This is a genomic window from Olsenella profusa F0195, assembly GCF_000468755.1.
GTDB lineage: Bacteria > Actinomycetota > Coriobacteriia > Coriobacteriales > Atopobiaceae > Olsenella_F > Olsenella_F profusa.
This window is the reverse complement of sequence record NZ_AWEZ01000044.1, coordinates 13,766-37,768: the sequence shown is the minus strand read 5'-3', so window position 1 is coordinate 37,768 and position 24,003 is coordinate 13,766. Positions and strand designations below refer to the sequence as shown.

Here is a 24,003-nt window from a genome sequence, read left to right as displayed (position 1 = left end):
CGCTCCCGCCCCCTCGCATGATTGGAATGAGAAGATACTGCCATTACAGTATGGAGTCAGAGTCCTCTTTGAGGGCATTCCCATACCGTACCAAGTATGCGAGACAAAAGAGGAAGACAGCGAGGATGACAGCATTCAGCTCAATGCCGCCCCTTTCTGTTGAGACGAAGATGGGAATGACATTATTCGAAACAGGAATCTCCCCTATATTTGGCAGAAGCCCTCCTAACACGATCGTGACAATGAGCAGGAAACCTGCCACAATCAAGCGCTGTGACTGACGTGCTCCAAAGGGGAGAGGGTCTCGATAGAAATGGCGTAGAAAACCAACGAGACAGAATGCCATCATGATAGAAACGATAGAGTAGACAAAATGACCAAGCCAACATGCTAGGGGCATCTGCTCGGATACCCCCACCTCTAGAAATGCGCATAAGAAAAGAACGAGAATAACAAGCTCAAGGAGCGCCACAGCATACATCACAATCGTACTTACATGTACTACGCACCGTGCTCTATGATATTCTCTCTCGATTTCCGTAGCCAATGCATCTCCTAATAGCCAATATGAAACCTGCCTATGTGGAGACAGCACGCACAGTTCATTGATTCAAACAGCATCTTTGTCTTCCTTTCCAAGATAGCTTGCCAACTGTCTTCCCAGACATCGGTAATAGGTGTGGTAGAGCCTACAGTATGGGTCATGCCCGATGATACTCTTTTCGTGCAGGAGCGCTCGTGCACGACAACCGCCGCCACAGAGATATTTTGTCTCACATGTTTTGCATCGGCCAAGGTGCCGCACATCAAGCTGGCGGAAGTCTTGTGCAACCTTGCCCCCCATGACGCTCTCCGGTGTATCGGTGAAGGCATTGCCCATGCAGAAACGTTCGTCATGCAGCATGTGGCAGGGATAGATACTGCCGTCTGCAGCGATGCTTAGGGTTCTCGTGCCGGCGCCACAGAAATGCCGGACGGAGAGAGCTACGGCTTCCGATGTGTATGCGTCGCTGCTGTAGGAAAATGCGCCTTGTGAAGAGAGCTCTCCAAGTCGGGCAAGTTGGGCGTCAGATAGCATGAATGCGCCGCCGTCTTGAGGGGAGGCGAGGAGCAGGCTGTAGCTTACTGTTGCCCCCAGCTCCTTAGCGAGCCTTTCGTAGTGCTCTATGTCATCGACGTTTCTCCCATGTATGGTTGGCAGGATCCGTGCCTCTATGTCCTCCTGCTGGATTGTTCGTATCGCCTGGGCAAGGGATGAGAAGTGTTGTCTGTTCCGGAGGAATGCCTCTGACTCTGCGGAGATGCCATCGAAGGCAACAGCTATACAATCAACCAGCTTGGCCAGTGGCCGTACAACCGATGGGTTGATCAAGAGCCCGTTCGTTAGGATGATGACGTTCTTAATATTTGATGACTTCGCATGACTGACAATCTCTTGGAGACCAGGTCTAAGGAAGGGTTCTCCGCCAGAGATGACGAGGTGTCTCACGCCGAGTGTGGCGAGAAAGTCAATTGCGGCATAGAGCCCTTCCAAGGGAGGGTCAGGTAGGACATTCCTGTCCGACCTCTTTGAGTAACAGAATCTGCAGGAGAGGTTGCAGCGCTGTGTGACATGGAGGTAGGCCGACTGGATGGGCGGAATCTCCGAGGCCGTGGCGGCGCCTTCCTCAAGGTATCCTCCATCCCTAAGGTGCTCCGCAAGCTCTTTGCAGCTCAATGGTAGCTCCTCATAGGGTACATTGCGTTTCGCCATGAGCGCGCACGTATCCCGCCCCTCTGCCGTGAGACCGATGACACTACCTGTCTTCAGGTTACCCACCACTGGAATCCCATGAATGGAAAAACAGACTGTCTGAGTTGAAAGTTTCAAAACCATCTGCCCTTCTGTGAGCCTAGCTTGAGGGGGCTCACACTCGCTCATGCGAAATGTTGGCCCTCATGGCGGTAGGGGAGCGTGAAGTTTGCATCTGCGATGCTGGCCAGGGCATCATCGTGAGTCGCGACGATGACTGTCATGCCTTGGCTAGCCCTCTGCCGCAGGAGATCTATGACCATCTGTCTGTTTGCCCTGTCGAGTGATGCTGTCGGCTCGTCGGCGTAGAGTACATCGGCATGCTTGAACATGGCACGTGCAAAGCCGAGCCGTTGCTTCTCACCACCTGACAGCACAGAGGCTAACTCCTTTGCTCGGCCACCGAGTCCGACATGCTTGAGCGCTGCATTGACCTGATGGGAGTATGTCCGCTGCTTGGCCTTGTTTAACACGATATTGAATGAGAGCGTCTCATCCTCGACCGTGCCAAAATTCTGGTAGATGAAGGCTGCATGGTCGTGCCAGTATTGCACCCGCCTCTTATCACCCCAGAGCTTGGTGCTCTCTCCGTCGACGAGCACATCACCCTGTGAGGGTACCAGGAGCAGGCCAAGTGCATTGAGCAGCGTGCTCTTTCCACAGCCGCTGGGTCCCGTGAGGGTGGTGACGCTCCCTGGCCCGCAGGTAAGAGACACTCCTTGGAATATGGTGCGCTTTGCCAACTCTATTCCAAGATTCGTACAGGAGACTGTAGACATTTAACCCTCCCTTAGTATATGTGCCGTAAAGGTCTTGCGACAGGCAATGGTGTAGGTAAGCGTGGAGAAAAGCGCGAAGCATGTCTCAACGACGATGGCTCCAAGCATGACGACCAAAGGAGTACTGTATGGCGAGACGAAGATACATATACCTGCACCTATCACTAACGGAATCATGGAAAAGGCAAGGTCACTTCTCATGCGGGGTGCATAGATGCCTCGATACCCAAGTCCAGCTGTGTGTGCGAGAAATACCTCTTCCTCATGTGCGATGGCCCACGAACTTGCGCACTGCAGGGCGCACGCACAGATAGACAGTAGCGATACGGACGTGATGGCAAGGTATAGAAGGACATTGGCCAGAAGGTCTTGGCTAGTCGTGAGGGTGACATCGGCCACACGATCAAAGGATGCTATATATGGATAGATTGGCGAGGCAGCAAATGCCTCCTTTGTGCTTTCGGGGTCAGTGAACATAATGTTGCCCGTGGAGATGAAGGGCACGACAAAGCCGGTCATGCTCATCTTATCGACGGGTACGTTCATGACGATTACCAGTGGGTTTTTGCAGGTCGTAAAGGCGCTGTTGTAGCTTGCGTTTTGTCCTAACGCTATGAGACCGTCACCGTGATACTCGTAGAAGGAGAATGTCTCCTTAAAAGCCATTTCTCCCCCCATCCACAATGAAAGGCTTTCTTGCAGCAAGTCCTTGGTCGCGCTTGGCAAGGAATCGAAGGAAACCTCTGTAAGCACGGACTCTCCTGACTCCGTTGGTAACGTGATGCCTATGAGGTGCAGATAGCTTGGATCGACAATGACAAGTTGTGAGTATCCACCGCGTTCATCATTACTGATTTCGAATTCAGAATCGATGACAAGCGACGTGACGATGCAGCCCTTTTGGGAAAGACCATGCATGACGCGCTGTGCCTCCTGCGCGCCTTCCTCGGTATCCAGATAGTCAAAGTTGTTCAGGGAGACAGCGATAGTGTCACCAAAGCACCTGGCTATGCTGCTCTGCGTATAGCTCTTCCAGGCTCTTTGCGCAAGACTTATGGCAGGCGGGATCGTTTGCATAGACAGGACAAGCGCAACCGCCGAGATGGTGCGACAGAGTGGGAGAATCTTGCCTACTACGGGTCGACGGAACCGCAAGGACTCCATGCCCGTTCCTACCATGACCGACAGGAGGTAGGTCAGCACAAGTAGACATGCGAAGCTCAACAGGCATAGGATTGTCGTGGGGGGCAAGACAAGAAGGACATTGGCAGGCCCCAGTACCACAGTGACGAGTACTCCTGACAGCGCTATCCCGAGGGTTCCTCCTATGGCCAACAACCTGGCAAGTATACCAAGCGTCTCCCGATGGATTTGGGCGCTGGTTACACCACCCAGCAGCTGTATGGCCCGTGTGTGCAACCGCAAAGTGATCCACGTCATCGCAAGCGTCAGTACGAGTAGTTGCGTGCTGAGCCACGGTATGATCATACCCCCGCTAACGACGATGGAAAGCACTTCGTCTCGTAGAGGCTTCTGCCCATACCAGGTTATCGTCACACCATTTTCGTTGGCCCATTGGTCGAGTGCCTCATGCAGGGATTGATCGGACTTGAGCATGTATGTTCCCGCCAGAGGTGAATCTCCCATGGTGTGGGCAGGCAGGAGCTTGCCGCCCATGCCGGGTGTCAGCCAGCTGATGGAGCCGTCACTTCCGATGACGGGCGATGAACTCGATGGCTGAACTGATGAGAAATAGATGAGATCCCTCTGAGATCCATATGTCTCTGCTGAGGTGGAGGGCTTGACGAGGCACCCCCCACGTTTGTTGACAGCCTGTATGAGACCATCTATCAGCTGATCCTTTGGGACGGTCGATTCGCCGACCAACAGTTCGAAGCTATCGTCCGTTCCAAGAGGATAGTCATATTGGATGGTCTGCATGGTTTGAAATACCACGAACGTGGAAATCGCCGCTGCAAGGAATGCGGAGAGGACGAATAGCTTACGCATGGATGCTCTCCTGACACATTAACGAGGGCCAGGGTCTTTGTCCTGGCCCTCGTGCTGGTAGGATGGGTGGAGCTGCTAGCAGACCCGATAGTAGTATTGAGCTGATGTCATGGGACCATTGAGCCCATGTATCTCGGCAATTGACCTGCGTCCAGCCGCTGTGTCAATACTCCTCATTGTACGGCCGTTTGCGATGGCAGTGCTACCGTGGCAGCGTCCCACTGTGTAGTACGAACGGAACATGGCATTCCAGAACCCATACTCCCATGTGCCACCTTCAGAGGGGTATTGGACATGCCTGCCTGGCACTACCAAGTCCACTACGGTGCCATGCTCTTGCACAGTTGTTTGATCTGTGGATGGCGTTGCGGCAAAGGCAGAAACCGGTGTCATTAAGAGGGCACCCGTGACCGCAGCTACCGAGGCGCTACGCAGAAATCTTTTTAATGACAACATGATGGACTTCTTTCATCAGAAAGTAACCTTAATTTAAAGTTATAGATAAATAATATGATGTAAAGAGTGTAATCTTAAACGGTAATAAACTGGAGGTGAGTGGCTGATCAGCAGATTGCAGATAGGTGCCCTGTGGAAAAGCCACTTAGCAGGTTCTTGGGCGCTAGTAAGTCATCACCGCTATGAACGACAAAACCGGGCCGCCACCTGTGGGTGACGGCCCGGTGCATGCGTGCTTTGGCTACGAAGGCCTACCTGTCCAGGGCCTCCTCCACGGCGACGGCGCATGCGACGGTGCAGCCGACCATGGGGTTGTTGCCCATGCCGATGAGGCCCATCATGTCCACGTGCGCGGGGACGGAGGAGGAGCCTGCGAACTGGGCGCTGGAGTGCATGCGGCCCATGGTGTCGGTCATGCCGTAGGAGGCGGGGCCGGCGGCCATGTTGTCCGGGTGCAGGGTGCGGCCGGTGCCACCACCGGAGGCCACGGAAAAGTACTTCTTGCCAGCCAGGACGCGCTCCTTGAAGTAGGTGCCCGCCACGGGGTGCTGGAAGCGCGTGGGGTTGGTGGAGTTGCCGGTGATGGAGATGTCCACGTTCTCGTGCCACATGATGGCCACGCCCTCGCGGACGTCATCGGCGCCGTAGCAGTTGACCTTGGCGCGCGGGCCGTCGGAGTACGGGATGGTCTCCACGACCTTGAGCTCGCTCGTGAAGTAGTCGAACTGCGTCTTCACATAGGTGAAGCCGTTGATGCGGGCGATGATCTGGGCGGCGTCCTTGCCGAGTCCGTTCAGGATGACGCGCAGGGGCTTCTTGCGGGCCTTGTTGGCGTTGTTGGCGATGCCGATGGCGCCCTCTGCGGCGGCGAAGGACTCGTGGCCGGCCAAAAACGCGAAGCACTCGGTGTCCTCGCCCAGCAGCATGGCGCCCAGGTTGCCGTGGCCCAGACCCACCTTGCGGTCCTCGGCGACGGAGCCGGGGACGCAGAAGGCCTGCAGGCCCTCGCCGATGGCGGCTGCGGCCTCGGATGCGGTCTTGCAGCCCTTCTTCACTGCGATGGCGCAGCCCAGGGTGTAGGCCCACTTTGCGTTCTCGAACGCGATGGACTGGATGCCCGTGGTGATGTCGTACGGGTTGAAGCCGAGATCGGTGCAGATCTTGAGGGCATCCTCGAGATCGGCGATGCCGTACTGCTCACAGGCCTTGTTGATCTTGTCGATGCGGCGCTCATAGCCTTCGAACGTAACTGCCACTCGTATCAGCTCCTTTCTCTACTCGGTACGGGGATCGATGACCTTGGCGGGATTGTCCCACTGGCCATACTTGCCCATGGCGTCCCCGAGGGCCTCCTTGGGGTCGACGCCCTTCTTGATGGCGTCGGTGAACTTGCCCAGGTTGAGGAACTCGAAGCCGATGATCTCGTCCTTGTCGTTGAGGGCGAGGTGGGTGATGTAGCCCTGCGTGAGCTCGAGGTAGCGGGCGCCCTTGGCCTTGGTGCCATAGGTGGTGCCCACCATGGAGCGCAGGCCCTTGCCGAGGTCGTCGAGGCCGGTGCCCACAGGCAGGCCGTCCTCGGAGAACGCGGTCTGGGTGCGGCCGTACACGATCTGCAGGAAGAGCTCGCGCATGGCGACGTTGATGGCATCGCACACGAGGTCGGTGTTGAGGGCCTCGAGGATGGTCTTGCCGGGGAGGATCTCGGCGGCCATGGCGGCGGAGTGGGTCATGCCCGAGCAGCCGATGGTCTCGACGAGGCACTCCTCGATCACGCCCTGCTTGACGTTGAGGCTGAGCTTGCAGGCGCCCTGCTGGGGAGCGCACCAGCCCACGCCATGCGTGTAGCCGGAGATGTCAGAGATCTCCTTCGCCTGGACCCACTTGCCCTCCTCGGGAATGGGTGCAGGTCCGTGGTATGCGCCCTTGGCGACGGGGCACATCTTCTCCACTTCTGCGGAATACTGCATGATTCTCCTCTCCACCACTGTTCTTGGCACCCAGGTCCCTTTCCGTGGGCGCGCGTTTACGGTGTTGCTGATTCATGCCACCAGCAACCCTCATTTTATGCCACTTAGCAGGCTAGGGGGCGCCCACTTGCCGATATTTGTGCTAGTGGGCGAACGGCACACACGGCGTGTCTTGCATCCCAAGTGGCGCGATATACTGTCCCTTACGGAAACGAGCGGCGCAGGCCCAGCGAAGGCGTCGAAGGTGAGGCGAGCTCCCATGATCAGCGAGATGGCACTCGAGCGCGCCACGCGGCCGGCGGTGCTGGGTCGTGGCCAGGTCATCGCATGGCGCGAGGGACGCATCTGGAGTCGGCGCATCGCCTACGACGGATCCCTCACACGTCTCTCTGTCCATGTGGACTCCTCGAGTGGACGAGGACTTCTACCAGACGCGCATCACCATTGACGAGGTGGCCTCCTACGGCGAGTGGTCGTGGCACGTGCTTGCGCGCGAGGTGTGGGGCGATCGATCCCATGCGTGACCTACGCGCCGAATCTGCGGCACGCCGGCTGGTGGAGCGCTATGCCCCGTTGGCGAGGAGCACGTCCTCCACGCGGCGTGCCGTGATCTCGCAGCGTGATGCGGATGCGATCGCGCGGCTGGTGTTTGAGGGCACGGCGGAGTTCGCGCGCATGGGCACGGTGTATGCCACCGACGCGTTTGCGCGCCTGTCGCACGCCTCCACGCTCCGTATGCGGGTGGGGGTCTCGCTGCATGCCGGCCTCATCGACCTCTCGATCTTGGCGGATGACCTGCTACAGGACGAGCTGCGCGCCCCGCCTCGCTGGTGTACAACTGGCAGGCGGAGTTTGGGAAGTTCGCACCCGAGCTGGACGTTGCCGTGGTGACGGGCACCACCGCGCAGCGACGGCAGGTTCGCGGCGAGCGCCATGAGGTCTATGTGACCTCGTATGACCTGTTTAGGCATGACGTGCGCAGATGGGCGGGACGTCCGTTGTGGCTCGTGGCGCTCGACGAGGTGCAGTGCATCAAGAATCACGAAACGCTGGCCGCCCGTGCCGTGAAGGCGTTGGACGCCCGGCACCGTCTGGCGCTCACGGGCACGTCCATCGAGAATCGCCTCTCCGAGCTCTGGAACATCTTCGACTTCCTGATGCCGGGACTGCTGGGTGGCTACGAGCGCTTCCATGAGCGCTATGATCAGCCCATCGCGGTGGGCGACCACGACGTGGCGACGCACCTGCGGAGTGCGGTGGGCCCCTTCATCCTTCGCCGCCTCAAGACGGACGTGCTCGCCGACCTGCCCGAGAACATGGTGGAACGTGGCCGCACAGAACCAGGACATGGATCGCGCCCATCGCATCGGTCAGGTGCGCGACGTGACGGTGTACAAGGTCATCGCCCATGACACGATCGAGGAGCGCATACTGGCGCTGCAGGAGGCCAAGAGTGGCCTCGCTAACCAGGTGGTGGGCGAGGGCGGCGGCCTGAGCCTGGCCAGCCTCAGGCGCGAGGACCTCATCGAGCTGTTGGGCGAGTGAGATGGTAGGAGGAACTGGGCATGAGGTTTGAGACGACGGACAGGCGGATCGTCTGCGTGGGTGACGAGGGGACGCAGTTGGGATATGTTGAGTTCGAACAGATGAGGCCCGGTGTGGTGGACGTGACGCACACCTTTGTCGAGCCTGCGGGGCGCGGGCAGGGCATCGCGGACAGGCTGACGCTCGAGCTGGCGAACAGGCTGCGCGAACGGGGGCTGCGCGCCCAGCTGAGCTGCAGCTACGCTCAGCGGTGGTTTGCCAGGCATCCCGAGTTCGCCGACGTGCTCGCCTGAGGCGGAGGCACCCCGGAGACGGGTCTCCCGAGTAGGTGCCGTGTTGCTCACCATGCATGGCTCGGGAGCGGGGTGGCTGCTATATCGTCTCTCCCAGCGAGCCGAGGAGGGACCGCAGGCGCCCGACGTCGTCGCCCGCGAGGTTGAAGTCGCCGAGGTCGGCCGCGGAGAAGCGCGTGCGCCCGGCGTTCTGGGCGAGCCACCCGCGTATGCCGAGGCCGAGGGTGCGGTCCACCCACGCGTCGAGCCTGGCGCCGTCCACGCCGGTGGCCGCCAGCCACTCCTCGCGGGCGAGGCTGTGGTAGAACTGCCTGTTGTAGTCCCAGCCACGGGAGTCATCCTCCTTGGCGGGCTCCCAGGTGACGAAGTACTGCTCCCATGAGAGCGTGTGGGTCGCGGGGTCGTAGGACCAGCTGAACTCCGCCGAGAAGGCGAGGCCGTCGGCCGTCACGCCGTCTCTCGTGCTGCACCTCGCCGTCACGCCGTCATCCATGATATCAATGGACGCGTAGCTGCGATCGCCGCTGGAGCGCTCCATCCCGTCCCAGGGCTCGCCGAGGTCGCCCGTGTAGGTGTACTGCATGTCGGTGATGGGCGGCGCGCTCCACTTGTCGTAGCTCGGGTCGGGCGCGTACCTGAGCTCCGGCGGGAAGGACATGGTCCCCCGGATCCAGGGGAACGGGAGTTGCGGCTTCGCCATGGGGCCCTCGAGCGCCATCTCGTCGAAGACGTTGTGGATCGACCGCTCGTGGCGCACGGTCGCCGCCGCGCCCAGGGCCGCGTAGGCCGCCAGGGCGACGGCGATCGCCGCGAGGAGGGCGCGCCCGCGGCGGATCACTGCGCCTCCCCCAGCGAGCCGAGGAGGGACCGCAGGCGCCCGACGTCGTCGCCCGCGAGGTTGAGGTCCCCCAGGTCGGCCGCGGAGAAGCGCGTGCGCCCGGCGTTCTGGGCGAGCCACCCGCGTATGCCGAGGCCGAGGGTGCGGTCCACCCACGCGTCGAGCCTGGCGCCGTCCACGCCGGTGGCCGCCAGCCACTCCTCGCGGGCGAGGCTGTGGTAGAACTGCTTGTTGTAGTCCCAGCCGTAGTGACGATCGACCTTGTTGGGCTCCCAGGTCGTGAGGTGCTGCCCCCACGAGAGCGTACGGGTCACGGGATCGTAGGACCAGTAGAAGCGTGCCGTGAAGGCCAGCCCACCTTCAGTCATGCTGTCCCCCGTGCCGCACTCCGCCTCGACCCTGCCGTCGTCCCACACGGCGATGGACGCATAACTGTTCCCGCCGCCCATGCTGCCGCTGGTGTACTCCATCCCGTCCCAGGGCTCGCCGAGGTCGCCCGTGTAGGTGTAATGCATGTCGGTGATGGGCGGCGCGCTCCACTTGTCGTAGCTCGGGTCGGGCGTGTACCTGAGCTCCTCCGGGAAGCCCATGGTCCCCCGGATCCAGGGGAACGGGAGTTGCGGCTTCGCCATGGGGCCCTCGAGCGCCATCTCGTCGAAGACGTTGCGTATCGACCGCTCGTGGCGCACGGTCGCCGCCGCCCCCAGGGCCGCGTAGGCCGCCAGGGCGACGGCGATCGCCGCGAGGAGGGCGCGACGTCGGCGGGTCACTGCTCGGGCCCCTCGTCCCCCAGCGAGTCGAGGAAGGCCTGCAGGCGCTCCCTGTTGTCCTCCGCGAGGTTGAAGTCGCCGAGGTCGGCCGCGGAGAAGCGCGTGCGCCCGGCGTTCTGCGAGAGCCAGCCCCTGATGCCGAGCCCGAGGGCGCGGTCGGCCCACGCGTCGAGCCTGGCGCCGTCCACGCCGGTGGCGGCGAGCCACTCCTCGCGGGCGAGGCTGTGGTAGAACTGCCCGTTGTACTCCGAGCTCTTGCTGCGGTCTATCTTGTCGGGCTCATAGGTCGTGAGGTACTGCTCCCACGAGAGCGTGCGGGTTGCGGGGTCATAGGACCAGTAGAAGCGTGCCGTGAAGGCCAGCCCACCCTCCGTCATGCCGTCTTCCGTGTTGCAACCCCCCGTGACGATGCCGTCGCTCCTGACGCTGACGAAGGCGCCGCTGACCGGAAAGGTAGCATGGGGGCACTCCATCCCGTCCCAGGGCCTGCCGAGGTCGCCCGCGTAGGCGAAGGTCTCCGACCTCACCTCGGGCTCGGGCACCCACTTGTCCCCGGTGCCGGGCTCCCACCTGAAGTCGGGCGGGAAGCCCATGGTCCCCCGGATCCAGGGGAACGGGAGTTGCGGCTTCGTCATGGGGCCCTCGAGCGCCATCTCGTCGAAGACGTTGCGTATCGACCGCTCGTGGTGCACGGTCGCCGCCGCGCCCAGGGCCGCGTAGGCCGCCAGGGCGACGGCGGCCAGCGCGACGAGGATGCGCCCGCGGCGGGTCACTGCTCGGGCTCCCGGGGAATCTCGTTCTGGTGATTCTTGAGCCCGTCGAGGAAGACCTTGGTATCCCGTACTTGGTAGTCCTCACCGATTTTCTGCTCTTTCTCCTCCGTGCCGAGGGATTCGAGCTGTTGCATGCGTGATGAATCACTATATGGGTTAGTTTCGACTCGCAGCACGACCTGCTCCTTGAAGAGGGTTGCGAGATCGTCGGGGTAGGCCAGGGTCATGAATACCTGGTTGACCACGTTGTCGTAGCCGCCGTGATTGCCCGTGAATTCGTCGGCGCGGTTCGTGGCTCCCGAGGCTATGTCGCCGTAGTATTCCTTGGCTGCCTGTTGATAGGATTTTCCCTCCCCGCGGGCCCTGCGAGATATGCTATCGGCATCGAGGTCTGCCTTGTAGTCATCGGGGCCGAGGGTGGTGTGGCCCTTTTCGCTCACTAGCACGCAGTCGCCCATCCATCCCGCAAAGGCCTTGCGCTCGTCGGCGCCTTCTGAGAAGCCCATGTCAGCCTGCATGTCGTCCCTGTACATAGTTGCTGCGGTGACACACTGGTGGGAGAAATCGGCATAAGCATGGCCGTTATTGGCATCGTCGCCATACCGTTGTATATAGTCGCCAAAGCGATTTTCGAAATCATCCTTCCCATAGGCCTCTTTGTAGAGCTGCTCGATGCGTTTCCTGTCGGGGTCATCGAGATCAGTTAGTTTCTTCTTTCCATAGTTACTGGAGACAAAGTGCTGCATTGCGATTGCGAACTTGAGCTTGGCCCACGCCTCTGCATCGATGCCCAGGTACTTGATTACGTACTCGTTGTCGTCCGCGTTGTAGTCCTCATAGAACCTCTGCCCGTCTGCACCGATGGGGTTTCCGCAGACGTTGCGCCACGAAAAGCCATTGTAGTCTGGCTGCGACATGATCCTCAGCCACATCCAGTCGATCTGCTCCTGGCTTGCCTTGGGGTACTTCCTGTAGAGGGCCTTGTATATCTCCCACATGGTCTCGGCCGTCTCCTCGTCGAAACCGTACTGCTCCATCTGCATCTTGACGAAGTCCTGCTTCGATACGCCGAGCCTCTGCTCTACGTACGCGTCATCGACAAGCATCTCGGACTGCTCGGCCATATGATACGTACCTATGCCCACCTGGGAGAGCCCCTCAACCTCATCCTGGGCGTCCTGGTAGAAGCCAGCTGAAGCGGCGGCGTATGCCTCTATCTGCGCAATGGCGTCGTGCAGGGCTGCGATCATGGAGGCATTCGCGCCCATGGCCCGCTGACAGGGGCTGGCAATCACATTCTCGGCGTCCGTTCCCTGCGCCGCCTCGAGCTGGCTCTGGAGATCCGCGTTCATGCGCTCGAGCTCGTCGATCCGTTGTTGTGCCTCGGCGGTGTCGGCGACGCCGGGTGAGGTCTCGGGGAGTGTGGATACCGCGTCCGCATTGCGCCCATTGCCATCCGCGAGCGCCTTGAGGGAGGCGAGCTGCGCCCTCGCGCGCGGCGCATGCGTCTCCTGGATACGCTCGCGTAGCGTATCGTACGACTTGCCGTTCAGCGAGGCATCGTCGAGCGTTGCCTGCAGGGCCGTGGCCTGTCGTTGGTAGGCGGGCAGCGCACCCTCGATTTGCTCGTTCTCGGCGTGAAGCAGCTCAAGCAGCCGAGCCTTCTCAACCCTCATGTACACCCCCTCTCTCGTGTGCAGACAGCGCGCGAGCGGCCCCGTCGTCAGCACTCGCGAGGGACGATCCCGCCAAGCGAATCGCCGCGGCGTCGGTACGGACGAGCCCATTCCATGCCCTCAGGTTGGCCGCGAAGGATGATGCGACCTGGTCGTGAGCGTCGCTGCCGGCGATGCCGCTCGTCGCCCCTGCCAGCTGCTGGAAGGAGATCTCGCTGCAGGCAGAGACGGTGGCCTCAAGCGTTGACGCCTGCTCGCCCACCGCCGCGAGGTTGGAACGAATCTCTACGCCTGCCATGGGACCCTCTTTGACGTAAGGGCTTGCTCTTCTTTACCGTATTATATAAACAATCTTCAGAGAAAGCGGTTAGATTTGCTGGGGGTTCCATGTATGGGCTGTGGCGTCTGGAAGACGAGGCGGTGCGCCGTTATCACAGGCAGTGTGAGAGCCTCGAGTGCCGTGAGGATGCGCTGAGGGTGCGCGAGCGACGTCTCGATCAGGTGGAAGAGGGGTTCCTATGGGATGTTGGCCGCTGCCGTGCCATGGTCGATGACATGCTCGGTACGGTGCCGTGCGTCGCGCGTCAGGCTGCCTTTGCCGCAGAGGAGCTCGCGTGCGCGCAGGGCGAGGCGACCATGCGGCTTGGCGAATGCCATGGCGAGCTTGCGCGCGAGCGGAGGGATCTCGAGCGTCAGCGTGACCAGGCTGATGAGGAGTATCGCCATGCCCTGAGGTCATGCCATGGGTGACACGAGCGGCTCGGCATCGAGTCATCTCCCGGCCATGACGATCGCGGCAGTGTGCCCCCTAGTCGTTCGCATTTTTTAGCGTAGCGGTTTTATAGACCTGCAGGTAGATATATCGTTGATGCATCTACAGACATGAGCGAAGCCTGATAATTTGCGAACGACTCGACGACGCAAGGGCGCGGTCACGCTAGCCGCACGCCTTAGCAAGTTGGAAGCCCCACTGCTGCCATAGGCGGTACACGTGGGCGATGTCACCGCGCCGCACGTGGATGTGCCTGGTGCCCTCGGGAAACTTGAGGGTGACGCCGGGCATCACCTGTCGCGCGTCGGCGGCCATCCTGAGCGTCTCGTCTGCGTCTGACTGGCGGTCTGCTCCTCCACGAAACGACGCACCGCCTCGTGGCCCCCCGCTCGCTCGTAGGCGTCGATGGTCGCAAGCACGTGCTTGAGGTCGTGGCGCTGTCGACGGATCTTGTTGGGCGAGGACACAGGTGAGATCGCAGTCATCCAGCGCCCAGCAGTCCAGCGAGAAGGCGCGCATCCCCTGCAAGCTGCCTGTGAAGACGTCCTCGATAGGCATGGTGCCCTGTTCGGGAGCGGTGAGCCCCACGGTGAGCTTGATGGATTGCCGGGCTGGGGTCTACCATGGTGATGAGACGTATGGTCTGCCCCGGCGCGACGTCGGTGAACGCATGGAGGATGGTCATGGTCTCTCCCGTGCCCCCTGCCACGCGCTCATGTCCGAGACGGTGCGTAGGGGTCGTCGCCGCTGATGAGGGCCGGTGAGCTGCCCACGCACACCTAGGCATGCATGCCGGTCGTCCGGTGTGCAACTGTGTCGCTTCCGTGCGGGGAGGCATGTGGCATGTGTTCTTGCGCACATTGTGCAATACTACTCATGCTGTAACGTACTGCACACAGTGAGAAGAAATGGGAGCACCATCATATGCGACCTGCTCTTATGGAAAAGCCTACGCCTCCGGGCGGGACGCGTGCCACCACCGACCGGCGCACCCTGCGCACGCGTCGTGCCCTGCGCGACGCCCTTGCGGCCGAGATCAAGGAGACGGGTGACCTCTCGCAGGTGACCGTCACGGCCGTCACGGACCGTGCCGGCGTGACGCGCCGCACGTTCTATTCGCACTTCCGCGACATCGCCGATCTCGTGAACCAGATCGAGGAGGACACCATCCGCGACCTCAAGGGGCTCGTGGGCAACATCACCGTCGTCAACCTGGACGTGCTCCAGGAGGCGCTGGATGACTTTGCGCCCTGCCCCGGCTCCAAGGAGCTGCTCGCGTACTTCAAGAGACATGGCGACTATCTCTCCGCGCTTCTGGGCGAGGGGGGCGACCCGGCGTTCGTGGGCCGCATCGAGCGTATGGTGCGCGACGTGGTGGCCACGCGCGCGGCGGAGGGCCTCAATCTGGACCTTTTGGGTCCCATCTTCGACTACTACCTGACGTTTGCCATTGGCGCCGAGGTCAGCGTGCTGGTGCGCTGGCTCACCAGCGGCATGCACGAGTCGGTCTCCATGATGGCGCGCATCATGACATCGCTCATGTTCGTGCGCCCTGGCGACCTGTATGGCCGCACCATGCACTTTGACATTCCGAGCATCGCGCTTGGGCTGCTCGAGCCCGCCACGCATGCGACCAAGGGGGAGAGCACCGATGACTAACCACGCATCGTCCAACCGGGCACAGGCCGCAGTGGGCCGTCCCATCGAGCTCAGGCAGATTGGCGCGGAGCTCTACCCGGCCCATACGGTGGACCTCTCCCACGCCCGGCTGCGCCTGGGCATCGACGTGGGCTCCACCACCGTCAAGCTTGCCGTCATCGATGAGGGCAACCACCTCGTGTATGCCAGCTACGAGCGCCACCACACCGATGTCAAGGCCACGGCCTGCGAGCTCTTCCGCCGTGCCCAGTCGGTCATCGGCGACCCGTCCATGCGCGTCTCCATCACGGGCTCGGGCGGCATGCTGCTTGCCAAGTGGCTCGACCTCGAGTTCGTGCAGGAGGTCATCGCCTCCAAGCGCGCCGTGGAGACGCTCATCCCCCAGACGGACTGCGCCATCGAGCTGGGTGGCGAGGACGCCAAGATCATCTACTTCGACCGTGGCATCGAGCAGCGCATGAACGGCACCTGTGCCGGCGGCACGGGCGCCTTCATCGACCAGATGGCCTCCCTCATGAAGACGGACGCCTCCGGCCTCAACGAACTGGCAAAGGAGGCCACGCACATCTATCCCATCGCGTCACGCTGTGGCGTGTTCGCCAAGTCGGACGTGCAGCCCTTGCTCAACGAGGGTGCCGCCCCCGCAGACGTGGCGGCCTCCATCTTCCAGGCCGTGGCCAACCAGACGGTCTCCGGCCTTGCCTGCGGCCATCCCATCCGTGGCTACGTGGCCTTCCTCGGTGGCCCGCTCCAGTACCTCTCCGAGCTGCGCCACCGCTTCTACGAGACGCTCAAGCTCGACGAGGAGCATCGCGTGATCCCCGAGAACGCCCACCTCTTCGTGGCCACCGGGGCCGCCCTTGCCGGCGAGTCCGACAGGCACGTCACGTTCCAGCAGGTCATCGATGCGCTCTCCAACCTCAAGGACACCCAGGGCTCCGAGGTCGCGCGTCTCGACGCGCTCTTTGCCACCGAGGAGGACTATCAGGAGTTCAAGCGTCGCCACGATCGGCAGGTGGTTCCCAAGGGGCAGCTCGAGGCCTACCACGGCCGCGTGTTCATCGGCATCGACGCTGGCTCCACCACGATGAAGGCCGCCGTGGTGGGGAAGTCGGGGCAGCTCCTCTACACCTGGTACGACAACAACAACGGCGACATCCTGGGCACCGCGCGCAGGATCATGGACGACATCTACGACCACCTGCCCGAGGGCTGCACCATCGGCCACGTGACCACCACCGGCTACGGCGAGGGCATCCTCATCGAGGCCCTGCGCGCCGACTCCGGCGAGATCGAGACCGTGGCCCACCTGCGGGGTGCCAAGGCCTTCGTGCCCGACGTGGAGTTCATCCTGGACATCGGTGGACAGGACATGAAGTGCCTGCAGGTGAGGGGCGGTGTCATCGAGCACATCATGCTCAACGAGGCCTGCTCCGCCGGCTGCGGCTCCTTCATCGCCAACTTCGCCGACTCAATGGGCATGACCGTACAGGAGTTCGCGCAGGCGGCCGTGCGTGGCGAGAGTCCCATCGACCTGGGCAGCCGCTGCACCGTGTTCATGAACTCCCGCGTCAAGCAGGCCCAGAAGGAGGGGGCGACCATCGGCGACGTAGCCGCGGGCCTCTCGTATTCCGTCATCAAGAACGCGCTGTTCAAGGTCATCAAGCTGCGCGACTACGACCAGATCGGCACGTATGTCGTCGTGCAGGGAGGCACGTTCATGAGCGACGCCACGCTGCGCGCCTTCGAGCTCTTGACCGGCCGCGACGTCATCCGTCCGGACATCGCCGGCGTCATGGGCGCCTATGGCGCGGCCCTGCTCGCCCGCGACCGTGCGGGCGCCTCAGGCACCTCCGAGCTGCTCTCCCGCGAGGAGATCGACAACCTCAAGGTCAGGCGCACGCAGTCGCACTGCGGGCGCTGCGCCAACAACTGCCAGCTCACCATCAACAGCTTTGGCAACGGTCGTCGCTTCATCACGGGCAACCGCTGCGAGAAGGGCTCCGGCAAGCCCAAGCGCGAGCAGTCCAAGGCACCCAACCTCTTCGAGTTCAAGAACCGCCTGCTCTTCGACCGCGAGAGCCTGCCTGCCGACAAGGCGCCCCGTGGCACCGTGGGCATCCCGCGCGCCCTCAACATGTACGAGAACTATCCCTTCTGGCACACGTTCTTCACCAAGCTGGGCTTCTCGGTCATCCTGTCCGACCGCACCACCAAGGCGACGTACGAGGCGGGCATCGAGTCCATGCCGTCCGAGTCGGTGTGCTACCCGGCCAAGCTCAGCCATGGGCACATCATGAACCTGCTCGAGAAGGACCCGGACTTCATCTGGATGCCTTGCATCCGCTGGGAGCGCCAGGAGGATGACTCGGCCACCAACCACTACAACTGCCCCATCGTGATGAGCTACCCACAGTCGCTCGAGCTCAACGTGGACGAGCTCTCGGCACCCGACGTGGAGTACCTCGACCCGTTCATCCCCTACGACAACAAGAGGCAGCTCAAGCGTCGCCTGTACGAGGTCGTGGCCGTGCAGCGCGCCGAGGACGCCAAGGCGGGCAGGGGCCGTTTCCGCGGCAAGCCCATCACGCGCAGGGAGATCGACGAGGCCGTCAACGCCGCCTGGGAGGAGGACCTCGCCTTCAAGGATGCCATGCACCGCAAGGGCGACGAGACCCTCGAGTGGATCGAGGACAACGGTGCCCACGGCATCGTGCTGGCGGGGCGTCCCTACCACAATGACGGCGAGATCAACCACGCCATCCCCGAGATGCTCCACGGCTTTGGCCTCGCCGTGCTCACGGAGGACTCCGTGGCGCACAAGATGCTGCCCGAGCGTCCCATCCGCGTCGTGGACCAGTGGATGTACCACAGCCGCCTGTATCGCGCCGCCCGCTTCGTGGCCACCCGCAACGACCTCGACCTCATCCAGCTGCAGAGCTTTGGCTGCGGGCTCGACGCCCTCACGACCGACCAGGTGCAGGAGATCCTCGAGGCCTCCGGCAAGATCTACACCGTGCTCAAGATCGACGAGGTGTCCAACCTAGGCGCCGCCCGCATCCGCGTGCGCTCGCTCATGGCTGCCCTCAAGGAGCGGCAGGCCGAGCTGGAACGCGAGACGGCGGCCGGCATCGTCAGTGAGGTGGCGCCCGTGGGCGTACACATGGCCGATGGCTCGCTCGAGCATGCCCGCCAGACCGACCTCTCGCGCCATACCCCGGTGTACCGCGAGGCCAAGAGCGCCGCCTTCGAGAAGCACAACTACACCAAGGACATGCAGGCCCAGGGCTACACCATCCTTGCGCCGCAGATGGCGCCCATCCACTTCGAGATCGTGGAGGAGCTGCTGCATGCCGAGGGCTACAACGTGGTGCTCCTGCCCTCCGTGGACCACAAGGCTGTGGACACGGGCCTCAAGTATGTCAACAACGACATCTGCTACCCGTCCATCCTGGTCACGGGCCAGATCATGGAGGCGGTGCTCTCCGGCAGGTATGACCTCAGCCGCACGGCCGTCATGATCACGCAGACCGGCGGTGGCTGCCGGGCCACCAACTACATCGCCCTCATCCGCAAGGCGCTCAAGGACTCCGGTCATCCGGACATCCCCGTGATCTCCCTCACGGCTGCCAGCGGCCTGGATGAGAAGGCTCCCGGCTTCAACCTGTTCAAGCCCAGCCTCATCGTGAGGGCCGTGTATGCGCTGCTCTATGGCGACCTCATCATGCAGCTGCTGTACCGTACGCGCCCGTACGAGACCGAGCGGGGCTCCGCAAACCGCCTGTACCGCTCGCTCATGAGCCGTGCCAAGACGCTCATCCCGCGCACTGACCGCAAGAGCTTCTACCAGCTCTGCCAGGACACCATCGAGCGCTTTGACGCCCTGCCGCTCACGAACGACCGCAGCAAGCCGCGTGTGGGCGTGGTCGGCGAGATCCTGGTCAAGTTTCACCCCACCGCCAACAACCAGGTGGTCGAGGTCATCGAGGGCGAGGGCTGCGAGGCCGACGTGCCGGGCCTGGTGGACTTCTTCCTCTTTGGCATGTCCAACGCCATCAACACCGCGGGCGAGCTGGGCACCAAGGCGACGAGCCGCCTCACGCACAACGCAGGCATCCAGATGATCAACGCCCTGCGCAGCCCGCTCGACAGGATGCTGGCCAAGTCCAAGCGCTTCCAGCCCTACGAGGACATCTTCGAGCTGGCCGACAAGGCCAAGCGGATCCTCTCGCTCTGCAACACCATGGGCGAGGGCTGGCTGCTCACGGCCGAGATGGTGGACCTCATCGAGCACGGCACACCCAACATCGTGTGCGCCTCGCCGTTCGCCTGCCTGCCCAACCACGTGGTGGGCAAGTCGGTGATCAAGCGCCTGCGCCAGATGCACCCCGAGAGCAACATCGTGGCTGTGGACTACGACCCCGGCGCCTCCGAGGTCAACCAGCTCAACCGCATCAAGCTCATGATCTCGGTGGCCAAGGAGAACTACCGCGAGGGTGGTGCCTTCACGATCGAGAACCCCGACGATCCCACCACGCACGTGGTCGCACCCTACGTGGATGAGACGCGCCGTCACGGCACCTTTGGTGACACCGAGGTCAACGAGCGCGAGGCCGGCGCCCACGTGCATGGCATCCGCCTCTCGCCCGAGCAGCTGGCCACCATCGAGCGTGCCAAGCAGAAGGCTGGCGTGAGGTAGGCGGATGGCATCAGCCATGAGGGGCGCCGTCGCAGGGGCGCGGCGGTGCCCGGAGAGGAGTCTGGCAGATGGCGCATGTATACTTGCCCTCTCAGCTGGGGCTCCAGGGCCTCAAGGATGATATCAACGCGCGTGACCTGGGGGGCATCCAGACCCCGGGGGGCATGACGCGCGACCGGCGCTTCGTGCGATCGGGAAGCACGTCGGAGCTCTCGCGCCATGACGTACGCACGCTCGCGGACTACGGTGTGAGCATGGTGCTTGACCTGCGCAGCAACGAGGAGGCACGCATAGCGCCCGACCGCCTTGCGCACCGGTGGGGCATCCGGTCCGCCCGTGTCCCCCTCCATGCCTACAACCTCCGTGACAAGGACGCGCGCGCTACGGGTGAGGCACGCGAGAACGATGGTGGCATCGACCTCTCTCTGGACACGGACAACTTCTTTGCCAGCGGATACCTCTCCATGCTGCATAACGCCGTGGGGGTGCGTACGGCGTTCGCCTTCATGGCCAAGGCGCGTGAGCGTGACTGCCTCCTCTTTCACTGCGCCGCGGGCATGGATCGCACGGGCGTGCTTGCGATGCTGATCCTGGGCACCTGCGGCGCGAGTCGACGCCAGATCCTGCGCGACTACCTGCTCTCGTTTGCATCGGGGGAGCGGGTGGACGCCCTACTCGACGGTCGACATGAGGGCGCGGATGCGCTCGGGGACATCCCCACGTCCCTCTTTGACCTGGGTAGCCTGGCAGAGGGCATGGGTCTTGTGGTCGATTGCGTGCTGCGGCGCTATGGCACCTTCGAGCGCTACCTTGCCGCCTGTGGTGTTGCAAAGCGGTATGTCGAGGCCGTGCGCACGCACCTGCTGGAGTAGCCTCGTGCCCAGGGGTCCGTGCACGGTGCCACGCTCGCGGCGCCAAACCAACCTCCTGGCCCCAAGACCGTGCCGCGTACGGGCAAAGTACCTCCGTACGGCGCCGGCGTCCACCCCCCTGCGGGAGCGCGTCCTACGATGAGGGCAGTGGTACCAGCGGCTGAGATGTCAGTGGCCTGCCCCATGCAGGCTCACAACGATGCGAGAAGGGTGAATGACGATGGCTCTGCGTGAGGGTTCCTCTCTGGTCGAGAAGGTGGGCGTCCTCCCATGAGCATGGCATCCCTTCTGGTGGGCATGGCCCTCCTGCCAGCGGTCTCTTCGCTGTTCGAGTGGGTGTGGACGAGCGGCATATCCGAACGCCATCATAGCCATCACGACACGTACCGCGTCTCCAACACCCTTACGCACTCCCTGGTCATCGCCATGATCCTCATGGGCGTGCTGGGCATCCTGCTCGACTGGCTCTGCGTGATCAATGTGTTCTCTGCGAGTTCCTCCGTGCTCGTGGGGTTCTTCTCCACCTACATCGTCGTGAGCTTCCTCATCTGGCTACTCTGTCGCCGCTATCAGGTTGTCACCTATGACGATCGCATGTGTGTGACGCCCATCATCGGCCCCATGCGCACCATCCGCTACCGCGACATCGCATCCATCCGCTGGGCGCGTGCCAACCTCCCCATGGGCTATCAGAACCTGCGCATCCACCTCGCAAGCGGTCGCCACGTGACGCTGTGGGGCACACTCGACGTGGAGCAGATCCTCATTGGCATCGACCGCTTTGACGCGCTGGAGAACGGCTAGCGACGCGTGTGACCCCTGATGCCCAGCCTGGAGCGCAGCGCGCGGGCGAGACGCGCCTTGTGCGTGGTGCCCGCGCGGATGCCCGCGAGAGCGGGCCAGTGCGCACGCATCATCAGCAGCGTCAGAACGAGCGCCACGACGGACTCTATGCTGACGGGGCCCCGTAGGAGGGCGGTGAGTATCCAGTAGGCCCAGGTGATGGCAACGGCCCCCAGACACAGGTAGCCCGAGAAAAGCACCACGGCCAGCCCGACGAGGCTCGCGACCATGCCCGCCAGGGGGGTGGCGAGTATGATGGCAGAGCAGGTGGTGGTCACTCCCTTGCCGCCACGGAAGCGCCGCCAGCAGGGGTAATTGTGCCCAAGCGTGACGCCCAAGCCAGCGATGACGCCCGCAAGCCCGGGCGTTTCGGAAAGGAGGGCGCGTGCAGTTGCCCATGCCACGACGGTCTTGAGGATGTCCCCCGCCAGCACGAGTGCGGCGGCGCGCATTCCCAGCTCGTGCCCTACGTTTGCCATGCCGGGGTTGCCATCGCCCAGCTCGCAGACGGGCCTGTGGGCGTATCCGCGCGCCACGAGATCTGCCGTCAGGAAGTTCCCACACGCGTAGCCGAGGGCAAGTGACCCCACGACCGTGATCAAGGTACTGGTTTCCATGGTGTCCCATCTGCGTGTGAATGGATAGACCTGGCCGTCTTGGCGGGTACGGGAAAGTCGCCGTCCCCGCATGCGGGTGGCGCTGGGGTCGTGGGCACGTCGTGCGCAGCCCTGCGGCTATGAGTTTACGACAAAGGCGTAGGAGCCCATCTCCCACGCGTGGTGCGTGCCATGGAAGGTGGAGGTCACACGAAGATCGTCGATGTCCTCGGGGTACCAGCGCGTGGTGAGCGTGACTTCGCCGCCATTGACGTAGATCTCGACGATGGAGGTGTCCACGAGCACGCGCAGGCTCTCGATGCGTCCTGCGGACAGCGCAGAGAGCGGCAGCCTGCGCACGGTGCGGCCAAAGCCCGCGGGGCTGGTGAAGGCGAGCTCCGCCATGCCATCCAGGGCCACGAACTCGAGGTCGTCATTGAGGCGTAGCGTGGCGGCGCCGGGCTGTATGGCGTCAATCGTGACGTCCGCCGTGCCCGCGAAGCGTGCGCCGACGGCCCCGCCGAGGTCGAACACGTCGTAGGGCGACGTGCCCACCGTGCCCGTGAAGCCCGCGACGTCCTGGGTGAGGACGATCTCCTGGCCACGAAGGGCGTCCGTTTCGGCGACGGGCCACTGGCACACGCGACCGGCCGCGTTGAGCGTGAGCTCGCGTGGGAGGGTGAGCGTGTGGGTCCACTCGCGCGTGGGGTTGTCGTACTGCGTCTCGATGTCAGGGAGGCTGGCCCAGCTCACGAGGATGGTGCGGCCCCGCTCGTCCTCAAAGAGCTGGGGTGCGTAGAAGTCGAAGCCATAGTCCAGCTCGACGAAGGTGCGCTCGTCGATGCAGGAGTAGGGGGTCTCCGCCTGCATGAGGCCAGGATCGCCGGAGAGCAGGTCCACGAGCCTGCCCTCCAGCGGGAAGTAGCCGCTGTTGTGGATGTTCTGCATGCCGAGTGGCTGCTTGGGCACGCCCTGGGGGCACACGAACAGCAGCTCGTGACCGTCCAGGCGGGCCAGGTTGGGGCACTCCCACATGTAGCCATAGGCATGCTCGCCACGGTTGGTGGCCGACCCCTCCATCTCCCAGGAGGTGCCATCCGCGCTGCGGTAGAGCAGGACGGCGCCCCGGTCGCCCCTCACGCGGGCACCCAGCAGCATGTGCCATATGCCATCCTGCTTCCACACCTTGGGATCGCGCACGTGGCAGCTGCAGTAGGAGGGATAGCCATCGTTTCCCAGCACGAGGTGCTTGGGCCCAAAGCTCTTGCCGTCGCCCACCACGACGATCTCGTTGGCAAGGCGACCCGCCCAGTCGTGGTCGTGGTCACCCTCAAGCAGCTGATTGCCGGTGTAGTAGCACCACATCATGCCGTCGGATACCACGGAGGAGCCGGAATAGGAGCCGTTCTTGTCCAAGTCACAGCTGGGCATGATGGGGGTACCCAGCCATTCCCAGGTACGGAAGTCGCGCGTGGTCCAGTGCCCCCAGCCATGCGCCGCATCGGGCCACAGCCTGCGATGCTGGTGGAAGAAGTGGTAGGTGCCGTCCAACTGGCAGAGACCGTTGGGATCGGTGATGTCACCCGTCTCGGTCTGGAGGTGGAATCTCAGGCGCCAATTGTGCTTGGGATCTGTGGTACGGCTGACCGCCATGGTGCCTCCT

Annotated in this window: 26 protein-coding genes; 9 read left to right on the top strand and 17 right to left on the bottom strand. The window is 62.7% G+C overall.

The genetic code is table 11. The features are described 5' to 3' along the window. Positions 1 to 43: 43 nt before the first annotated feature. The 7 genes from HMPREF1316_RS05605 to HMPREF1316_RS05580 form a co-directional block, all read right to left on the bottom strand. On the bottom strand, positions 44 to 547 hold the full coding sequence (locus tag HMPREF1316_RS05605) for a hypothetical protein (protein WP_156901014.1): 504 nt from the start codon (positions 545 to 547) through the stop codon (positions 44 to 46). A 63-nt stretch (positions 548 to 610) separates the two neighbouring features. Further along, on the bottom strand, positions 611 to 1,921 hold the full coding sequence (locus tag HMPREF1316_RS05600; protein ID WP_084620864.1) for a radical SAM/SPASM domain-containing protein: 1,311 nt from the start codon (positions 1,919 to 1,921) through the stop codon (positions 611 to 613). Further along, positions 1,918 to 2,571 (bottom strand): ABC transporter ATP-binding protein, encoded by a 654-nt coding sequence (locus tag HMPREF1316_RS05595; protein ID WP_021726008.1) that lies wholly within the window; start codon positions 2,569 to 2,571, stop codon positions 1,918 to 1,920. Before HMPREF1316_RS05595 ends, HMPREF1316_RS05600 begins: the two co-directional genes overlap by 4 nt. Continuing rightward, positions 2,572 to 4,581, bottom strand: a complete 2,010-nt coding sequence (locus HMPREF1316_RS05590) for a hypothetical protein (protein WP_021725948.1) — start codon at positions 4,579 to 4,581, stop codon at positions 2,572 to 2,574. It lies immediately after the preceding gene. 75 nt (positions 4,582 to 4,656) lie between these two features. Next, complete coding sequence (locus tag HMPREF1316_RS15035) at positions 4,657 to 4,974, bottom strand: lactococcin 972 family bacteriocin (RefSeq protein WP_084620869.1); 318 nt, start codon at positions 4,972 to 4,974, stop codon at positions 4,657 to 4,659. 314 nt (positions 4,975 to 5,288) lie between these two features. Further along, positions 5,289 to 6,293 carry a GGGtGRT protein gene (locus HMPREF1316_RS05585; protein ID WP_021725947.1) on the bottom strand — a complete coding sequence of 335 codons (1,005 nt, stop codon included), beginning with the start codon at positions 6,291 to 6,293 and terminating at the stop codon, positions 5,289 to 5,291. Between the two features lie 18 nt (positions 6,294 to 6,311). Next, on the bottom strand, positions 6,312 to 7,004 hold the full coding sequence (locus HMPREF1316_RS05580; protein WP_021725971.1) for an iron-sulfur cluster assembly scaffold protein: 693 nt from the start codon (positions 7,002 to 7,004) through the stop codon (positions 6,312 to 6,314). A 395-nt stretch (positions 7,005 to 7,399) separates the two neighbouring features. On the opposite strand from HMPREF1316_RS05580, the gene HMPREF1316_RS14870 reads away from it, so the two are divergent. From HMPREF1316_RS14870 to HMPREF1316_RS05565, 5 genes are read left to right on the top strand one after another with little or no spacing between them, the layout of a single operon-like run. Next, complete coding sequence (locus tag HMPREF1316_RS14870) at positions 7,400 to 7,528, top strand: hypothetical protein (RefSeq protein WP_269594316.1); 129 nt, start codon at positions 7,400 to 7,402, stop codon at positions 7,526 to 7,528. Continuing rightward, positions 7,521 to 7,895, top strand: coding sequence for an SNF2 helicase associated domain-containing protein (locus HMPREF1316_RS14720; protein WP_232204449.1), 375 nt, complete (start codon positions 7,521 to 7,523; stop codon positions 7,893 to 7,895). The genes HMPREF1316_RS14870 and HMPREF1316_RS14720 overlap by 8 nt, the downstream gene beginning before the upstream one ends. Continuing rightward, positions 7,835 to 8,416, top strand: a complete 582-nt coding sequence (locus HMPREF1316_RS14715; protein WP_021725949.1) for an SNF2-related protein — start codon at positions 7,835 to 7,837, stop codon at positions 8,414 to 8,416. The genes HMPREF1316_RS14720 and HMPREF1316_RS14715 overlap by 61 nt, the downstream gene beginning before the upstream one ends. After that, positions 8,388 to 8,549, top strand: coding sequence for a hypothetical protein (locus HMPREF1316_RS14710; RefSeq protein ID WP_232204447.1), 162 nt, complete (start codon positions 8,388 to 8,390; stop codon positions 8,547 to 8,549). Before HMPREF1316_RS14715 ends, HMPREF1316_RS14710 begins: the two co-directional genes overlap by 29 nt. 20 nt (positions 8,550 to 8,569) lie before the next feature. Next, positions 8,570 to 8,842, top strand: a complete 273-nt coding sequence (locus HMPREF1316_RS05565; RefSeq protein ID WP_021726007.1) for a GNAT family N-acetyltransferase — start codon at positions 8,570 to 8,572, stop codon at positions 8,840 to 8,842. Positions 8,843 to 8,921: 79 nt separating this feature from the next. Here the strand turns inward: HMPREF1316_RS05565 and HMPREF1316_RS05560 are convergent, their stop codons facing one another. The 8 genes from HMPREF1316_RS05560 to HMPREF1316_RS14425 form a co-directional block, all read right to left on the bottom strand. Beyond that, positions 8,922 to 9,680: a hypothetical protein gene (locus HMPREF1316_RS05560; protein WP_021725983.1), complete on the bottom strand. Its 759-nt coding sequence runs from the start codon at positions 9,678 to 9,680 to the stop codon at positions 8,922 to 8,924. Beyond that, positions 9,677 to 10,450: a hypothetical protein gene (locus HMPREF1316_RS05555; RefSeq protein WP_021725985.1), complete on the bottom strand. Its 774-nt coding sequence runs from the start codon at positions 10,448 to 10,450 to the stop codon at positions 9,677 to 9,679. The genes HMPREF1316_RS05560 and HMPREF1316_RS05555 overlap by 4 nt, the downstream gene beginning before the upstream one ends. Beyond that, complete coding sequence (locus HMPREF1316_RS05550) at positions 10,447 to 11,223, bottom strand: hypothetical protein (RefSeq protein ID WP_021725981.1); 777 nt, start codon at positions 11,221 to 11,223, stop codon at positions 10,447 to 10,449. The genes HMPREF1316_RS05555 and HMPREF1316_RS05550 overlap by 4 nt, the downstream gene beginning before the upstream one ends. Beyond that, on the bottom strand, positions 11,220 to 12,899 hold the full coding sequence (locus HMPREF1316_RS05545) for a hypothetical protein (protein WP_021725990.1): 1,680 nt from the start codon (positions 12,897 to 12,899) through the stop codon (positions 11,220 to 11,222). The genes HMPREF1316_RS05550 and HMPREF1316_RS05545 overlap by 4 nt, the downstream gene beginning before the upstream one ends. After that, a complete protein-coding gene (locus HMPREF1316_RS05540) occupies positions 12,889 to 13,197 on the bottom strand; it encodes a hypothetical protein (protein WP_021725982.1) in 309 nt (102 codons plus the stop codon). Before HMPREF1316_RS05540 ends, HMPREF1316_RS05545 begins: the two co-directional genes overlap by 11 nt. Before the next feature lie 218 nt (positions 13,198 to 13,415). Next, positions 13,416 to 13,625 (bottom strand): hypothetical protein, encoded by a 210-nt coding sequence (locus tag HMPREF1316_RS14050; RefSeq protein ID WP_156901013.1) that lies wholly within the window; start codon positions 13,623 to 13,625, stop codon positions 13,416 to 13,418. Positions 13,626 to 13,836: 211 nt separating this feature from the next. After that, on the bottom strand, positions 13,837 to 13,962 hold the full coding sequence (locus HMPREF1316_RS14865) for a hypothetical protein (protein WP_269594311.1): 126 nt from the start codon (positions 13,960 to 13,962) through the stop codon (positions 13,837 to 13,839). Further along, positions 13,962 to 14,156 (bottom strand): hypothetical protein, encoded by a 195-nt coding sequence (locus HMPREF1316_RS14425; RefSeq protein ID WP_198009598.1) that lies wholly within the window; start codon positions 14,154 to 14,156, stop codon positions 13,962 to 13,964. The genes HMPREF1316_RS14865 and HMPREF1316_RS14425 overlap by 1 nt, the downstream gene beginning before the upstream one ends. A 454-nt stretch (positions 14,157 to 14,610) precedes the next feature. Here HMPREF1316_RS14425 and HMPREF1316_RS05525 point away from each other — a divergent pair, with 454 nt between their 5' ends. The 4 genes from HMPREF1316_RS05525 to HMPREF1316_RS05510 all read left to right on the top strand — a co-directional run bounded on the left by HMPREF1316_RS05525 (position 14,611) and on the right by HMPREF1316_RS05510 (position 21,705). Further along, positions 14,611 to 15,330 carry a TetR/AcrR family transcriptional regulator gene (locus HMPREF1316_RS05525; protein WP_156901015.1) on the top strand — a complete coding sequence of 240 codons (720 nt, stop codon included), beginning with the start codon at positions 14,611 to 14,613 and terminating at the stop codon, positions 15,328 to 15,330. After that, positions 15,323 to 20,029 (top strand): 2-hydroxyacyl-CoA dehydratase, encoded by a 4,707-nt coding sequence (locus HMPREF1316_RS05520; RefSeq protein ID WP_021726009.1) that lies wholly within the window; start codon positions 15,323 to 15,325, stop codon positions 20,027 to 20,029. Before HMPREF1316_RS05525 ends, HMPREF1316_RS05520 begins: the two co-directional genes overlap by 8 nt. Before the next feature lie 68 nt (positions 20,030 to 20,097). Continuing rightward, entirely contained in the window at positions 20,098 to 20,901 is an 804-nt protein-coding gene (locus HMPREF1316_RS05515) for a tyrosine-protein phosphatase (RefSeq protein WP_021725974.1), read from the top strand. Between the two features lie 270 nt (positions 20,902 to 21,171). Beyond that, complete coding sequence (locus tag HMPREF1316_RS05510; RefSeq protein ID WP_021725989.1) at positions 21,172 to 21,705, top strand: hypothetical protein; 534 nt, start codon at positions 21,172 to 21,174, stop codon at positions 21,703 to 21,705. Here the strand turns inward: HMPREF1316_RS05510 and HMPREF1316_RS05505 are convergent. Next, positions 21,702 to 22,361, bottom strand: a complete 660-nt coding sequence (locus HMPREF1316_RS05505; RefSeq protein ID WP_051332930.1) for a glycerol-3-phosphate acyltransferase — start codon at positions 22,359 to 22,361, stop codon at positions 21,702 to 21,704. The two genes, HMPREF1316_RS05510 and HMPREF1316_RS05505, sit on opposite strands and share 4 nt — an antisense overlap. Positions 22,362 to 22,478: 117 nt before the next feature. Beyond that, a complete protein-coding gene (locus HMPREF1316_RS05500; protein WP_021725950.1) occupies positions 22,479 to 23,993 on the bottom strand; it encodes a glycoside hydrolase family 32 protein in 1,515 nt (504 codons plus the stop codon). Between the last annotated feature and the right edge of the window lie 10 nt (positions 23,994 to 24,003).